Source organism: Acinetobacter sp. SWAC5, assembly GCF_003419885.1.
In the GTDB taxonomy this organism is placed as follows: domain Bacteria; phylum Pseudomonadota; class Gammaproteobacteria; order Pseudomonadales; family Moraxellaceae; genus Acinetobacter; species Acinetobacter cumulans.
Window position 1 is genome coordinate 31,034 of sequence record NZ_QUWR01000017.1, and the last position, 14,602, is coordinate 45,635.

At 39.2% G+C, this 14,602-nt stretch carries 14 protein-coding genes; 5 read left to right on the forward strand and 9 right to left on the reverse strand.

Annotation, left to right across the window (positions count from 1 at the left end):
* Positions 1 to 59: 59 nt before the first annotated feature.
* Positions 60 to 1,763, reverse strand: a complete 1,704-nt coding sequence (locus DYI81_RS12835; protein ID WP_117007742.1) for a M61 family metallopeptidase — start codon at positions 1,761 to 1,763, stop codon at positions 60 to 62.
* A gap of 179 nt (positions 1,764 to 1,942) precedes the next feature.
* Between DYI81_RS12835 and DYI81_RS12840 the strand changes: the two genes are divergently transcribed.
* From DYI81_RS12840 to DYI81_RS12850, 3 genes are all read left to right on the forward strand, one after another.
* Complete coding sequence (locus tag DYI81_RS12840) at positions 1,943 to 3,250, forward strand: D-alanyl-D-alanine carboxypeptidase family protein (RefSeq protein ID WP_117007743.1); 1,308 nt, start codon at positions 1,943 to 1,945, stop codon at positions 3,248 to 3,250.
* A 111-nt stretch (positions 3,251 to 3,361) separates the two neighbouring features.
* Positions 3,362 to 4,678: an NAD(P)/FAD-dependent oxidoreductase gene (locus tag DYI81_RS12845; protein ID WP_117007744.1), complete on the forward strand. Its 1,317-nt coding sequence runs from the start codon at positions 3,362 to 3,364 to the stop codon at positions 4,676 to 4,678.
* A 136-nt stretch (positions 4,679 to 4,814) separates the two neighbouring features.
* Positions 4,815 to 5,297 carry a peptidylprolyl isomerase gene (locus DYI81_RS12850; RefSeq protein ID WP_106986361.1) on the forward strand — a complete coding sequence of 161 codons (483 nt, stop codon included), beginning with the start codon at positions 4,815 to 4,817 and terminating at the stop codon, positions 5,295 to 5,297.
* 361 nt (positions 5,298 to 5,658) lie between these two features.
* Here DYI81_RS12850 and DYI81_RS12855 read toward each other — a convergent pair whose 3' ends face one another.
* The 6 genes from DYI81_RS12855 to DYI81_RS12880 all read right to left on the reverse strand — a co-directional run bounded on the left by DYI81_RS12855 (position 5,659) and on the right by DYI81_RS12880 (position 11,248).
* Positions 5,659 to 6,432, reverse strand: coding sequence for a M48 family metallopeptidase (locus tag DYI81_RS12855; RefSeq protein ID WP_106986383.1), 774 nt, complete (start codon positions 6,430 to 6,432; stop codon positions 5,659 to 5,661).
* 114 nt (positions 6,433 to 6,546) lie between these two features.
* Positions 6,547 to 6,861 (reverse strand): hypothetical protein, encoded by a 315-nt coding sequence (locus DYI81_RS12860; protein ID WP_106986382.1) that lies wholly within the window; start codon positions 6,859 to 6,861, stop codon positions 6,547 to 6,549.
* 138 nt (positions 6,862 to 6,999) lie between these two features.
* Entirely contained in the window at positions 7,000 to 7,791 is a 792-nt protein-coding gene (locus DYI81_RS12865; RefSeq protein ID WP_117007745.1) for a M48 family metallopeptidase, read from the reverse strand.
* Between the two features lie 173 nt (positions 7,792 to 7,964).
* Positions 7,965 to 9,284 carry an adenylosuccinate synthase gene (locus DYI81_RS12870; protein ID WP_106986359.1) on the reverse strand — a complete coding sequence of 440 codons (1,320 nt, stop codon included), beginning with the start codon at positions 9,282 to 9,284 and terminating at the stop codon, positions 7,965 to 7,967.
* Between the two features lie 66 nt (positions 9,285 to 9,350).
* A complete protein-coding gene (locus tag DYI81_RS12875; protein ID WP_117007746.1) occupies positions 9,351 to 10,517 on the reverse strand; it encodes an ATP phosphoribosyltransferase regulatory subunit in 1,167 nt (388 codons plus the stop codon).
* A 278-nt stretch (positions 10,518 to 10,795) separates the two neighbouring features.
* Positions 10,796 to 11,248 carry an Lrp/AsnC family transcriptional regulator gene (locus DYI81_RS12880; RefSeq protein WP_117007747.1) on the reverse strand — a complete coding sequence of 151 codons (453 nt, stop codon included), beginning with the start codon at positions 11,246 to 11,248 and terminating at the stop codon, positions 10,796 to 10,798.
* Between the two features lie 139 nt (positions 11,249 to 11,387).
* Here DYI81_RS12880 and DYI81_RS12885 point away from each other — a divergent pair, with 139 nt between their 5' ends.
* Together DYI81_RS12885 and DYI81_RS12890 are read left to right on the forward strand one after the other, a co-directional pair.
* A complete protein-coding gene (locus DYI81_RS12885; protein ID WP_117007777.1) occupies positions 11,388 to 12,134 on the forward strand; it encodes an AzlC family ABC transporter permease in 747 nt (248 codons plus the stop codon).
* On the forward strand, positions 12,131 to 12,430 hold the full coding sequence (locus DYI81_RS12890) for an AzlD family protein (protein ID WP_106986357.1): 300 nt from the start codon (positions 12,131 to 12,133) through the stop codon (positions 12,428 to 12,430). The genes DYI81_RS12885 and DYI81_RS12890 overlap by 4 nt, the downstream gene beginning before the upstream one ends.
* A 124-nt stretch (positions 12,431 to 12,554) precedes the next feature.
* Here DYI81_RS12890 and DYI81_RS12895 read toward each other — a convergent pair whose 3' ends face one another.
* Positions 12,555 to 12,857 (reverse strand): hypothetical protein, encoded by a 303-nt coding sequence (locus DYI81_RS12895; RefSeq protein ID WP_106986356.1) that lies wholly within the window; start codon positions 12,855 to 12,857, stop codon positions 12,555 to 12,557.
* 344 nt (positions 12,858 to 13,201) lie between these two features.
* A complete protein-coding gene (gene gap / locus DYI81_RS12900; RefSeq protein ID WP_106986355.1) occupies positions 13,202 to 14,227 on the reverse strand; it encodes a type I glyceraldehyde-3-phosphate dehydrogenase in 1,026 nt (341 codons plus the stop codon).
* Positions 14,228 to 14,602 lie beyond the last annotated feature (375 nt).

Genomic DNA, 14,602 nt, shown 5'->3' on the forward strand with positions numbered 1-14,602 from the left:
CAAACAAAAAAACCGATGCCTAAGCATCGGTTTTACATGGTTTTTATAGCGTATGCAAATTAAACATTAAGCCACTTTTCAGCTTTCGCCTGATCTTCCACTTTTAATTCAACTTCAGTTAAAACAGAACCAGCTGCATTCACTTCAAATGTCATTAATTCATCACGACGGAATGCATGAATAGTAAAAGTACCATCTTGTTTAGCATATTTTTCTGCAAGCTTCACTGTGGCTTTAATACCATCAATCGCCACAATCACATCATTGGCAGAAAGGCCTGCTTTAGCAGCCACCCCATCACGGCGTGCAGAAGACACAACCACACCTTCTGGCTTGTCTGTTAGTTTCAAACCAAATGGCAAAGCCTTGTCATTATTTAAAGTGTAGCTTAAACCAAACTCAGGAAATAATTGATCCAGTGGCAATTCATCGGTCGTGTTAACCAAATGATTGATTTGTTCAATCCAATTATCGCCTGTGAGTTCATTGCATAACTCTACAATCGTACGTTCATTAACTTGTATGCCATTTTGCGCATTTTCATACAACTTACGCATTAAGGCATCAAGGCTAGAACCACGCAAACGCAAGCCTAAATCTAGGCATAAAGCCACCAAACAACCTTTGTTGTAATAGCTTGTACCTGCGTTATTGGAGTTTTCATCCTGACGGTAGAATTTCACCCACGCATCAAAACTTGATTCAGATACCGACTGAACCTCACGCCCCGGATTTTGCAAATAACGATCAATCTGAGCTTTCAACAACTTGATATATGACGCTTGAGAAATCACACCACTTCGAAGCAAGATTAAATCATCATAATACGAAGTGAAGCCTTCAAAAATCCAAAGCAGTGAAGTGTAACCTTCTCTGTTTAAATCATAATTGACAAAGTTTTCAGGGCGAATGAATTTTACCAACCAAGAGTGGAAATATTCATGGCTACATAAACCCAAGAAACGCTGATAATCCGCAGAAGGCTCTACAGGCTCATTGGCTTTTGGCAAATCGTCACGCGGACTAATTAAGCTCGTGCTGTTTGGATGCTCTAAACCACCATAACTGTTGCCAGTCGCCATAGTCATAAAGGTATAGTCTTTAAATGGCGCCGAACCAAACATTTGAATTTCTGTTGCACAGATTTTTTCAATGTCTTGTTGCATACGTGTGGCATTCATTGCATGTTTGCCAGACACCACAAATTCATGCGGAATACCTTCAGCTTTAAAGCTAAAACGTGTTTGCTCCGCAAGCTCAAACGGTGCATCAATTAATTGTGCGTAATTGTCGGCTTCTAAGGTAAAACGACCTTTCACTAATGTGCGTGACTTCAATCCCGTTGCCAATTGAAAGTGCTTTAACTCTTGCGGTAAAAACAACTCAACTTCAATCGCCTTATGCTCCTGCCCTTCCAAAGCCAAGCATACGCATGCAGGATTCACATATAAGCGTTTTTCATCAACATAAGCACCACGCACCGACAAATCATACGCATAAACATCATATTCAACCGTAATCAGCTCATGATCCGTATTAAATAAACGCCATTTATTTTTTTCAAATTTTTGAATTTTTAAAATTCGACCATCTTCATCATAAGCACGTACAGACTCAATATGCTTTGAAAATTCACGGATTAAATAGCTACCCGGAATCCATGTTGGGAGAGACAGGATTTGCGTTGGATCTGCAAGAAAACGTGCAGTGACATGAACCAAGTGCTGACGATAATCGTCAAATTCGATTTGATAATGCAACATAATGGGCAATACAAAATAAAAATAGATAACTTAGTAACTAGCTTAACATTTTTTTATTGCTACAGCGCTGAACTGTCGTAATTGTCTACAATTAAGACTAGTCAGCAGAAAAAAAAAGGCATAGCATTCCTAAAATTTTTTTGTATTTTCAGCCTAAGGATAGGCTGTAAGGAAACCCATTGAAACGCGTAATTTACTTCATCTTGGCGCTCGTAGCTTTATGCTCCACGATAACCCATGCAGCCTTACTCAACATTAAGCCTGAAACCGTAGAAGCTGAAGCTTGGACTATTCTAGACCCTCAGTCTGGACAAGTCATTGCTGAGCACAATAGTCATCTTCAACGTGCTCCTGCATCATTAACCAAAATGATGGTGGCCTATATTACGCTTAAAGAAATTCAGGCTGGTCATCTACGCAAAGATGAAGTGCTAACCGCAACACCTGTTGTAAAACTTGTGCAATGGGACGAATCCCAAATGTATCTTAAAGAAGGTGAGCAAATCACGATTGATCATCTTCTTGCAGGTTTAGTGGTTATGTCTGCCAATGATGCCGCTGTTACACTTGCAGAGCGTATTTCGGGTAGTGTTCCAAAATTTGTAGAGCGCATGAACAAAGAAGCCAAAGCATTGGGTATGAATGACTCACATTTTGAAAATCCACCTGGTGTCACAATGCCTGAGCATTATTCATCAGCAGCTGATTTAGCGCGTTTAGGTGCTGCCCTAGTTAAAGAAGTTCCAGACTATTTAAACTACTCAAAACAACAAAGTTTTTCTTATAATGGTCGTTTTCACCGTGCAACCAACATATTATTAAAACAAGACCCAAGTGTTGATGGCTTAAAAACAGGCTTTACCCGCGCTGCAGGTTACAATCTAGCGCTCACCGCAAGCCGACCAACAGGACGTTATAATGACCCTGATCGTCGCTTAATTGTGGTGGTTTTAGGCACAAAGAGTGGGTTAAAACGTGCAGAAGTCGCACACAAACTCATGAACCTCGCTTATGTCTATACACGCAATGAAGTTGCGGTAAAAGACAAAACGCTTTTGGCTGAAGTCCCTGTGATTAAATCTACTTTGAAAATGTTTAAAGTTGAAACTAAAGCACCACAAATTATCAGTACAGCGCTTGTTGATCCTGCAGTTCAGCTTGATTTAGCCAATTTTGATCCTTTACGCCAACGTATTGCACAAGACTTAGGCAATGGTCAAATTCAAGTCCTTGAGCCACTACAACAAACCAATACCAACTTAGAAGTAAAAATGAATGAGAAGTTGCTAACCGCACCACTGTCTCAAGTGATGAAACTTGCAACAATCGAGGTCTATCAAAACAATCAGCTCATCAATAGCTTTGATATTGAAGATGACGTACAGATTGAAGAAGCTGGCATTTTCCAGCGCTTTTTCCACTGGTTAAGTAGTTTATTTGGTGGCAGCGTAAATAGCGAAATTAAAACTTATCCTATTGGCAAATAATTTTTGCAATGATGTGTTTCTGTAACATGTCAGACAAAGGTTTATAAAGCAAAATAAGAAGATGGCATACTAAGCCATCTTTTTTTTACAATAATAAAATAGGTAACTGCAATGCCGAATGACAAAAATACCACTTCAGAAAGTACAGCTCCACATCGAATCGTGATCGTTGGTGGTGGTGCTGGCGGTTTAGAACTTGCAACACTATTGGGCGGCAGTTTAGGTAAATCTCAAAAAGCTCACATTACTTTAGTCGATTTAAAACTCAACCATGTGTGGAAACCCCTACTGCATGAAATTGCAGCAGGCACCATGAATATTAATGATGAAGCAACCAACTATTATGCACATGCCAGCAAAAATCATTACGAGTTTGTACTCGCTAAGCTAGAACAAGTCTATTCCAAAGAGCAACAAATTGGCTTAAGCCCAATTATCAATGGTAAATATGCCTCTACAAATGAAGAAATACGTCTAAGTTATGACACCCTCATTTTAGCTGTAGGCTCAGTATCCAATGACTTTGGTACGCCAGGTGTACAAGAACACTGTCATTACTTGGACAGCCTACAACAAGCTGAAGTCTTCCAACAAGACCTGCTACACCTATACCTCGATGCACAAAATAAAAATGCTGACCGCACACTCACCATAGGCGTGATTGGCGCAGGTGCAACTGGGGTCGAACTGTCAGCCGAGTTAATTCAAGCCAAAGAAAATTTCTATAAATATGGCTTAAATAAAATCCATCCAAACAATGTCAAAATCACCTTAATTGAAGGTGCAGACCGAATTTTACCTGCACTGCCTGCCCAAATGGCCGTTCACGCACAACAGCAACTCACACGTATGAAAATTGATGTTTTGAGTGGCAAGCGTGTAGAAAAAGTCGACGCGACTCATATTTATTTTAACGATGGCACGAGCATTCAAGCAGAACTCAAAGTTTGGGCTGCAGGGATTAAAGCACCAGATGTCATTAGCCAATTAGAAGGTTTTGCTAAAGACAGAATGGGACGCCTCGAAGTATTTGCCACCTTACAAACCAAATCTGATCCCAATATATTTGCCTTAGGTGATTGTGCACACTGCCAACCGCGTGCAGATGAACCTGTATTGGGCCCGCGCGCGCAAGTGGCTAGCCAACAAGCCTCTTTTCTTGCTGAAGCCATGAAAGCGCGCATAAAAGGTCAATCCCTACCTATGTTTGTATTTTCTGACAAAGGCTCTTTGGTGTCATTGAGCAAACATAAAGCGGTTGGCGAGTTACTTGGTCAAGTGAATGTTCAGGGCTTTGTGGCTAAATCGATGTATGTTTCATTATATCGCTTACATCAAGCTACTATTTATGGCTATACCCAAGCTGGCCTGCTAACAGCCAAAGATTTTGTTACACGAAAAATCACACCAAAAATAAAATTGCATTGAAAAATAAATATTCATCCCCATTAATGAAAAAAGCATCAGAAGAACTGAAATTTTGCATTTTTTTCGCAAATTCAGTCTACAAAAGTGCAAATTCACTTTATGATGTAACCCTTAAAAAATTGAACGGATCAATAACATGACTGCTATTGCAAATAACCTCGTGGTTTCTTTCCACTACACATTGACTAATGCAGAAGGTGAAACTCTTGACAAATCTCAAGGTGAACCACTTGCATATTTGCACGGCGCAGGCAACATCATTCCTGGTCTTGAAAATGCACTTTTAGGCAAAACTGTTGGTGAAAAATTCACTGTTACAGTACCTGCTGCTGAAGGCTACGGCGAATACAACCCAGAACTAGTTCAAGAAGTTCCTGCGCAAATGTTCCAAGGCGTAGACAACATCCAAGCTGGTATGCAATTCCAAGCGCAAACTGATGATGGCGTTCAAATCGTTACTGTTAAATCTGTTGAAGGCGACAACGTAATCGTTGATGCTAACTTCCCACTTGCTGGTCAAGATTTAACTTTCGAAGTTGAAATCGTTGAAATCCGTGAAGCTTCTCAAGAAGAACTTGACCACGGTCACGTACACGGTGCAGGCGGTCACCACCACTAAGATCTATTGATCTAAAGTGTGAAAAGGCAAAGTTTTTACTTTGCCTTTTTTTATGGATTTTATTTGATTTATTTGTATTTGATTTCAACGATTGTTTATATAAATCTTCAGATTGTGCAGTTGTAGATATGAAAATTACATTCTATCGACTCGTTACGCTCCTACAATCCCCACGCTCAATAACAGTCACAACCAGTTAAATAAACATAGCCCCTTAAGCTTTAAATTAAGCTAATTGAATTCTCTATATAAATACACAAACTCACAGTGCAATAATGCTTATTGGCCTGCACCATTTTTTTATTTTTAAGACATAAAAAAGCAGAGGATCAACCTCTGCTTTTTTACACATAATAACTGCTTATTTACGCTGAATATAAATGGCTTGCGCTGCTGGCAAGTTTTTACGCATCGCATCAATACGCTGTGTATTTGATGGGTGAGTCGACAAGAAAGTTGCACCACCCTTACCATCGAGTTTGTTCATTTTTTCCCAAAGTGTGATTGCTGCTTGCGGGTTATAACCAGCACGCGCCATCAACATTAAACCACCTTGGTCTGCTTGGCTTTCCAAACTACGAGAATATGGCAAACCTACACCAATTTGACTTCCTAATTGCGCAGCTGCAGTACCAGTCTGACCTACACCCGCAGCACTTAAACCAATACCAAGAGCAATGTCAGTTAATGCTTGCGCACCAATTTTTTGCTTAGAATGCTCTTCTAAAGCATGGGTCATTTCATGGCCCATAATGGCTGCAATTTCGGCGTCGGTTAAATTTAGTTTATTTACAATACCTGTATAGAATACAACCTTACCACCTGGTGCAACATAAGCATTTACCTGATCAGATTTCAGCACAGCCAATTGCCAATCAAAACGAGTGCCTGTTTGATTGTATTGATCTGCTACAGGTTTAAGACGATTAAATACAGCATAAATACGCTTATAGGTTGCAGAACTTGTATCTAGGGTTTTATTACTATTGGCTTCTTGAACCGTTTTATTAAAACCTTGACTGGCTGCTGCATTTAAAGTCGCAGTATCAGCACCTGCCATATCAGCAATAGTCGTACAACCCGAAAGAGTCAACGTACCTGCAACACACAGGCCCATCCATATATTTTTATTCATTGTATTTAAACTCCAAAACATCAGTATTCCACAAAAATATGCTTCATTATATTCTTTAAATTTAGGAGCTTAAATAAATATTAAGGACAAATTCATTTAATTTATGTAACGGCTTTAGCCAATAAACTGCATATAGAGCCAATACAACAAACAAGCGATATTTAAAACAAAATAAGCTTTCATTAACGGCTTAATTTTAAGATCTAATGCCTCATCATTACGTTTAAACAATAAGTATGCATTTTGAATCAGGATCACAGGTGCCAAAACGCAGGCAATCATTACAGACAACCCCACAAAAGCCTGATAAAAGATATCTGGATGATAGCTTTGCCCCTGAATAATCAGCATTGCGATGGTGGGAGCACCACCCATTGCAAACAATAACGAATACAAAATTGTTTTGGCAATATTAGGTTGTAAGGTCATAGCATCTTTATTCATTTTACTTTGTGGTATTTTTTAACGTGAATTTGCGCTAGAACATAGTCAACTTTAGTCGGCAAAAAAAGGAATGCCTAAGCATCCCTTTTTGAATCTTCAGTTTAATCTTTATTTAAATCCGTATTAAGGCTTTGCACTTGCGGTATAAAATTGTTTTGCCTCAGCTAAGCTTTTTTTCAAATCAGCAATACGGTCATTATTTGATGGATGTGTTGAGGTGAATTTCTGTGCACCATTCGTGCTACCCCCATCCATTTTGTTCATTTTTTCCCATACTATAATCGCAGCATCTGGGTTATAGCCCGCTTTAGCCATTAACATTAATCCACCACGATCAGCTTTTGATTCTAAGTTACGTGAGTATGGCAATCCCACACCATATTTACTCCCAATATCTAAAGCTTGCGATCCAGTACTACCAAGTTTATCGCCAGCATAAGCCTTTCCAGCTTTCACTGCTAAATCCGTAATGGCTGTTGCCCCTGCTGCACGCTTTGAATGTTCTTCAAGTGCATGTGTCATTTCATGCCCCATTACAGCTGCAATTTCTGAATCTGTTAATTTTAATTTAGTCACAAGTCCAGAATAAAATACGACCTTACCACCTGGCATTACAAAAGCATTTAGCTCATCTGACTTTAATACGCTCAATTTCCAATCAAACTGCTGGCCTGTTTGATTCACCTGATCGGCAAAAGGCTTCATTTTTAAAAATATGGTATTGATGCGCTTATACGTTGCAGATGTTGTATCTAAAGCTTTTTGCGCTTTCGCATCTTCGACAATCAGCTGATAATCTTGCGCGGCATTTAAATTTAAAGTAGCAGAGTCATTTCCTGTTAATTCAGCAACAGTTGTACAACCAGACAGACTTAGGATCAGGCCAAGCCCCAGTAAACTTTTATTATTCAACATTTTTTCACCAAAAATAATTAATTATTATAAATTATGTCTTATTTGACATTTTTATTTATAAGTGCCAACTATAAATCATTTACAAATAAAATACAATCATTTATTTATTGAATATTAAGGCAAAAAAAAGCCCTACGCATGTAGGGCTTTTTTATTCCATTTAAAAATGCAAATTAAGCATCAAATGGATGACGAAGAACGATTGTTTCTTCACGGTCTGGACCAGTTGAAATAATATCGATTGGACATTCGATCAATTGCTCAAGACGTTTAACATAGTTAATTGCCGCTTGTGGTAATTGCTCAATCGATTTAGCACCGAAAGTAGACTCAGACCAACCTGGCATAGTTTCGTAAATAGGTTTTAAAGTTTCAAATGCAAGCGCATCAGAAGAACCTACGCAACCAGAATCCGCAGCTTCGTAACCTACACAGATTTTCACTTCTTCCAAACCGTCTAAAACGTCAAGTTTAGTTAAGCAAATACCTGAAAGTGAGTTCACTTCTACAGAGCGGCGTAGAATTTCTGCATCGAACCAACCACAACGACGTTGACGGCCAGTAGAAGCACCAAACTCAGAACCTACAGTACCCAAGTGTTTACCAATTGCATCACCAACATCGTTAGCTGCGTCATAAACCAACTCAGTTGGGAATGGACCAGCGCCTACACGAGTTGTGTATGCTTTCGTAATACCCAATACATAGTCAAGGTGTAATGGACCAAGACCTGAACCTGAGCTTACGCCACCAGCAGTGGTGTTTGAAGAAGTAACATACGGATATGTACCATGGTCAACGTCAAGAAGTGAACCTTGCGCACCTTCAAACATGATTTTTTTACCAGCTTTACGGTATGCATGAAGTTCACCAGTCACGTCCATTACCATAGGCTCGATTACTTTGCGCCATTCGTCGCATAGTGCAATCACATCTTCAACTTTAACTGCTTCAACACCGAAGAATTGAGTCAATTGGAAGTTATGGTATTCAAGAAGCTCTTCTAGTTGAGCTTTAAGATGTTCACCACCACGTACCAAGTCAGCAACACGGATTGCGCGACGAGCAACTTTATCTTCGTATGCTGGACCGATACCACGACCAGTCGTACCAATTTTCGCATTACCACGTTTAATTTCACGTGCTTGGTCAAGAGCAATGTGATGTGGAAGAATCAATGGACAGTTTGGAGAAATACGTAGACGTTCACGTACAGGCACGCCTTCTTTCTCAAGGATATCCATCTCTTTGATAAGTGCTTCAGGTGAAAGTACAACACCGTTACCAATTAAGCACAGTACGTTTTCACGTAAAATACCAGATGGAATGAGGTGTAATACAGTTTTCTTACCACCTACAACTAGAGTGTGACCTGCGTTGTGTCCGCCTTGATAGCGAACTACCGCAGCCGCTTGATCTGTGAGCAGGTCGACGATCTTACCTTTACCTTCGTCGCCCCATTGGGTACCAAGTACCACAACATTCTTGCCCATAATAGCCTCATTGCATCATGCTGTTAAAATTGGAAATAGCGTGTGTGCCCGCAGGCACATCCGCGGTTAAATTTGTTTGATTGTCCATTCGCCATTTGCGCGCACCAATTGGTGTGTCGCAGATGAAATTGAATTTAAATCATCATTACCTAGCAATTGAACCACACTAAACCCTTCGTTACGTGCTGAATCAATTGCCTTTAATAAATCTGCTTCATTGCCTTTAGGTGCAACCAAAACTTGAGTGCTCTGAACTTGACCAGCTGTTAAAGCATATAAGTCACAAGAGAAACCCGTTGCTGGACGTGCACGACCAAAGTGCTCACCAATACCATCATAGCGACCACCTTGAGCCAGTGGTGCAGCACGGTTTGGTGCATATACTGCATACATTAAACCAGTGTGATAGTGATATGAACGAAGTTCAACCACATCAATACCAATATCTAGCGCTGGCCAACGTGCTTGAATTGCTGCTTGAGTCGACTTCACAGCATCAAAAGCAAGTTTAAATGCTTCATTCGCTAATACTTCAGGCGTTAAATTAGCTTGCAGTGCATCTAAATCACTTGCAAAACGACCTAATGTATAAAAATCTGCACCAAACGGAATAGTTTGTGTGAATTCAGCAAGTTCAGGCAAAGCTTTGCGTTGATATAAGTCAGACAATTGGCGTTCAAGCGCTTTGCTCAAGCCTGCTTGTTTCACCATGCTACGGAATAAACCGACATGCCCTAAATCAAGATGAATACCATCTGCATGACCGGCTTTTTCAAGCAAGTTGATCATGACATCAATCAGCTCAACGTCAGCATCAATGCTGTCTGAACCAAATAATTCTGCACCTAACTGTAAAGGTGCACGCGTGGTATTAAAACCCTGTGGCTTAGTATGTAGTACTGTACCAGCGTAGCAATAACGAGCTACACCTTCGACAGGATGTACATGCGCATCAATACGAGCCACTTGTGGTGTCATATCGGCACGCACACCAAGCAAACGACCTGAAAGTTGGTCGATCACTTTAAAAGTGGCTAAGTCTAAATCTTGATTCGATTCTGAAAGAGAAGATAGAGATTCGATGTATTCAATGAATGGCGTGTACACCAACTGATAACCTCGAGATGCGAGGAAATCTAATGCTTCACGACGCAAAGATTCAATCACTTGCGCCTGTTTTGGCAGTACATCAGCTACACCATCAGGTAATAACCATGTCTCTGAAATGGGCATGTTGTAAACCTAAATTCTTGTCAGCGCGGAACAAATCCGCATAAAAAAATCGGGAGCACACCCGATTTCTCCTAGTCTAGCACGATCACTTAGCTTGTGCACATGACTTTTTCATAAATCATGTGCAAATAAACACGCTTATATGAAATCTATCGTTATATTTTCTTAAGAACTGATTATATAAAGTATTTTTATGAAGGAAATAGCAAACTACCTGCGCATAATTTACACATCCAAGCGCTATTAACACCTAAGAATAACGCACCAAAAACTAAATACTAGAGTGGTAATGCTGTGGTTTGCTTAATTCGCTGTAATGGTATTTCTGTTTTTACACTTTGTATGCTGATAATTTTGTTTAAATGCTCAACCTGAAAACGTCGATATGCATCCAAATCTGCCACAACTATTCTTAAAAAGAAGTCACAATCGCCTGCCATTAATTGACATTCAACCACCTCTTGCAAATCTTGTATTGCCTCTACAAAACTATTTACTGTATTGGCATCTTGTCCTTTCAACCAAATCCGTGCAAAGACAGTTAATCCTAAATTTAATTTTTGTGGATTTAACAAGGCAACATATTTTTCGATATAACCCTCATCTTCTAATTGCTTAACCCGACGTAAACACGGTGATGCAGACAACCCCACCTGCTGGGCCAGCTCATTATTTTGTAGCTTCCCTTGATGTTGCAATACTTGCAAAATCCGTTTGTCTAATTGATCCATAATTAAAGCACTTAATATCTCATTTAAGATAAAATTAGCAATAAAATTGCGTTAAGGCAAAACATAACCCCAATTTCAATCACAAATGCCAACATAGACAGAATAAAATAGATTTTCTATTTGCAGTTTAATGCCCAACATGTACAGCCTTCGTAGTAGCTCAACAGATACACCCAACACACAAGTTCAAGCAACAGAATTTAAACGTGGTCTCAAAGTGTCTCTACCACTACTGCTGGGTATAATTCCGTTTGCCTTAGTTTTAGGCGCTCAAGCGACGCAAAAAGGTTTTTCTGCAATAGAAGTTCCACTGCTCACAGGTCTTAATTTTGCAGGTGGGTCCGAGTTTGCCATTTTAGAAGTCTGGACCAATCCACCCAACATTCTTATGTTGATTTTTATTACCTTTTTGGTGAATAGTCGCCACCTACTTATGGGTGCAAGCTTAGTGCCCTATTTACGTCATTTACCCAATAAAACGGTTTATACCGCATTATTTTTTATGTGTGATGAAAGCTGGGCTGTTGGTTTAGCCGATGCACAAAAGAAACAAGGAATTTTAGCCCCCTCTGCATTTAGCATGATGTTTTATGCGGGCATTTGTACAGCGCTGTACCTTATGTGGGTCGGCTTTACTACATTAGGTGCCATGATTGGACCTATCTTAGGTGATATTAGTCGTTTCGGCTTTGATATGGCATTCCCAGCGGTATTTTTAATCTTGCTACGCAGTATGTGGAAAGGAATGACTGCGACACGTCCATGGTTGGTGAGTTTAATTACAGCTGCTTTAGCTTATTTATATTTACCTACAGGCTGGTATATCCCTGTCGGTGCAATTTGTGGCATTGCTTCAGCTTTTTACTTTGTTGGAGATGATGCATGATTCACACAGCCACCCTTATTGCCATTCTTTTTGTCGCGATCACAACCTATTTAACCCGTATATTGGGTTATGTTTTATTAAAAAATAAAACGCTGAGCACAAAGCAAAAACAAATCTTAGAAGTCGTACCTGGCTGTGTGCTCATTTCAGTGATTGCACCTTATTTTGTACGTGATAATCCTGCGGACATGATTGCAATTGTAGTGACATTAATTGCAGCATCTCGCTTGTCACTACTGCCAACTGTCATCATTAGTATGAGTACTGCGGCTTTTTTACGTATGGCACTCAGCTAAAGAATGTATTCAGCACTTCCTATTCATTCTTTTGAATTAAAAAAGCTCAATGCATATATTCGATATGCACCGAGCTTTATTCACATCATTTAAAGATATTCTCTTAACCAATAGCAATAAAGCTTTATTCTTTAGGAATAACTACTTTTGCCAGCAAGGTTACCAATTCGGCATTTTGTAATTCGACTTGCTGTAATTTATGTGTGGTTTGATCTAAAACCTCTTGTTGGGTATGCATTTTTTTTGCTAAATCTTGCATAATTTCTAAAGTTTTTTTCAAATTCTGCTCAAGATTTACAACTTTCTGATCCAGTTGCACGTGCTCAGACTGCTTAAAAACTTCATCCCCTTGGTTTTTAAATTGCATCCATGTTAAAAAAATTACCGCCATAGACAGCAAAAAAACAAATCCCCACAAAATAATCATGTGCAAACTCTACTTATATATTTAATTCCATTCTATCTTAACCAAATTCGAGTTAAATGAATGCTTAATTCTATAAAATACATCTACTTTTCACGTCATTTCATCTTTTTAATTATTTGAATGCCTTTAAAACACATTCGAAAGTAAATGATGTTGAAGCCAGCAAAATTAAATATCGGCTTTAGCCAATATGCTCACCCATCAACCAGCACGCACAGCTTTTAAAAAATCGATCAAACAAGCACAAGAAATAAGGCTTAGAAATAACAAAAACCGCTGCACAAATGATGTTCAAAAGTAATCTTATGGTTAGTACCGTATAATTCTGAGCTGTTTTAAAAGCATTAGACGGTAAAAGACTCACATAAATCTAATAAGCGGTTCGCATAACCCCATTCATTGTCGTACCACGCAAAGACTTTTGCTTGCTTACCCACCACCATAGTTTGGGTTAAATCCACAATTAAAGAGTATGGAGAGTGATTAAAATCACTCGACACCAATGGCTCATCGGTTACCTGCATAATTTCAGCATAACGGCTATGCGCAGCTTCCGTTAAAACCTGATTCACCTGTGCTACATTAATTTCTGTTTGCGAAATAAACGTAAGATCTATGGCTGCCACATTAATAGTGGGTACACGAATTGAATATCCATTAATTCGATCGGCCATTTTAGGCAACACCTGCTTTAAAGCGCCTAATGCAGATGATGTAGTGGGAATAATATTTTGACCTGATGCACGAGCACGACGTAAATCACGATGTGCATGATCCAAAACTGATTGATCCGCTGTGACTGCGTGAATTTCAGTCATCATCGCAGTATCTATACCAAACGCATCATCAATAATTTTAACCAAAGGCACCAATGCTTGGGTGGTACAAGACACACTGGAAATAATCTGATCGGTATCTTTTACATCTTGGTGATTCACACCATATACAATGGCCGCATCTACGGTATCAAACGGTGCCGCACCAATAATGACACGCTTTGCCCCAGCAGTAATATGTTGTGTAGCCGCTTCACGTGAGCGAAATAAACCTGTGCACTCAAGCACCACATCAATATCTAAATTTTGCCATGGCAAATCATAAGGATGAGCTTGATTGAGTACTTCCACGCGCAAAGTTTGCGTCGCAGACTGAATATTTAAATAATGATGGTATTCGTGTTGTTCAACACTCACTAGCCCCTGAAAGCGACCATGTGTTGTATCGTATTTAAATAAATGCACCAAGGTTTCTATGTCTGCAACATCATTGATGGCTACAACTTCAAAATTAAAGTGCTTTGGATTTTCAAACCAAGCACGTAACACATTACGCCCAATTCGACCAAATCCATTAATTGCCACTCGTTGCATGACTCAAACCTTGTAATATGAAACTGTTACCTTAAAGCACCTCTATGTTAATTGATTTCAACCCACAATAGTTATCATTAATTCTTTTATTAGTTATTGGGCATTTTTTTATTTTTACATCAAACATCTCAATGATGAAAAAGACTCCTTAACTTGAAGTCAAATCTATTCAAACGGCTGGGTAATTTCCTAAAAACGCTTAAAATTCATCAACATTAAATTTACTACGTATTTAACCTCACCAAATAAGGAATTCCATCCAATAGATTTCAAAAACAGCTTGGAATATTTTAAATATCACTTCAAATTTAGCTGGCAAAATAAACATTAACTCAATACTGAAAAGTCATTCCATAACGAAGCAAAATCCAGCTG

What these genes read in the sequence shown, in the direction of transcription:
- DYI81_RS12835 (WP_117007742.1), bottom strand. Translation starts at nt 1,763, where the DNA reads ATGTTGCATTATCAAATCGAATTTGACGATTATCGTCAGCACTTGGTT.
- DYI81_RS12845 (WP_117007744.1), top strand. Translation starts at nt 3,362, where the DNA reads ATGCCGAATGACAAAAATACCACTTCAGAAAGTACAGCTCCACATCGA.
- DYI81_RS12850 (WP_106986361.1), top strand. Translation starts at nt 4,815, where the DNA reads ATGACTGCTATTGCAAATAACCTCGTGGTTTCTTTCCACTACACATTG.
- DYI81_RS12855 (WP_106986383.1), bottom strand. Translation starts at nt 6,432, where the DNA reads ATGAATAAAAATATATGGATGGGCCTGTGTGTTGCAGGTACGTTGACT.
- DYI81_RS12860 (WP_106986382.1), bottom strand. Translation starts at nt 6,861, where the DNA reads ATGACCTTACAACCTAATATTGCCAAAACAATTTTGTATTCGTTATTG.
- DYI81_RS12865 (WP_117007745.1), bottom strand. Translation starts at nt 7,791, where the DNA reads ATGTTGAATAATAAAAGTTTACTGGGGCTTGGCCTGATCCTAAGTCTG.
- DYI81_RS12870 (WP_106986359.1), bottom strand. Translation starts at nt 9,284, where the DNA reads ATGGGCAAGAATGTTGTGGTACTTGGTACCCAATGGGGCGACGAAGGT.
- DYI81_RS12875 (WP_117007746.1), bottom strand. Translation starts at nt 10,517, where the DNA reads ATGCCCATTTCAGAGACATGGTTATTACCTGATGGTGTAGCTGATGTA.
- DYI81_RS12880 (WP_117007747.1), bottom strand. Translation starts at nt 11,248, where the DNA reads ATGGATCAATTAGACAAACGGATTTTGCAAGTATTGCAACATCAAGGG.
- DYI81_RS12885 (WP_117007777.1), top strand. Translation starts at nt 11,388, where the DNA reads ATGTACAGCCTTCGTAGTAGCTCAACAGATACACCCAACACACAAGTT.
- DYI81_RS12890 (WP_106986357.1), top strand. Translation starts at nt 12,131, where the DNA reads ATGATTCACACAGCCACCCTTATTGCCATTCTTTTTGTCGCGATCACA.
- DYI81_RS12895 (WP_106986356.1), bottom strand. Translation starts at nt 12,857, where the DNA reads ATGATTATTTTGTGGGGATTTGTTTTTTTGCTGTCTATGGCGGTAATT.
- gap (WP_106986355.1), bottom strand. Translation starts at nt 14,227, where the DNA reads ATGCAACGAGTGGCAATTAATGGATTTGGTCGAATTGGGCGTAATGTG.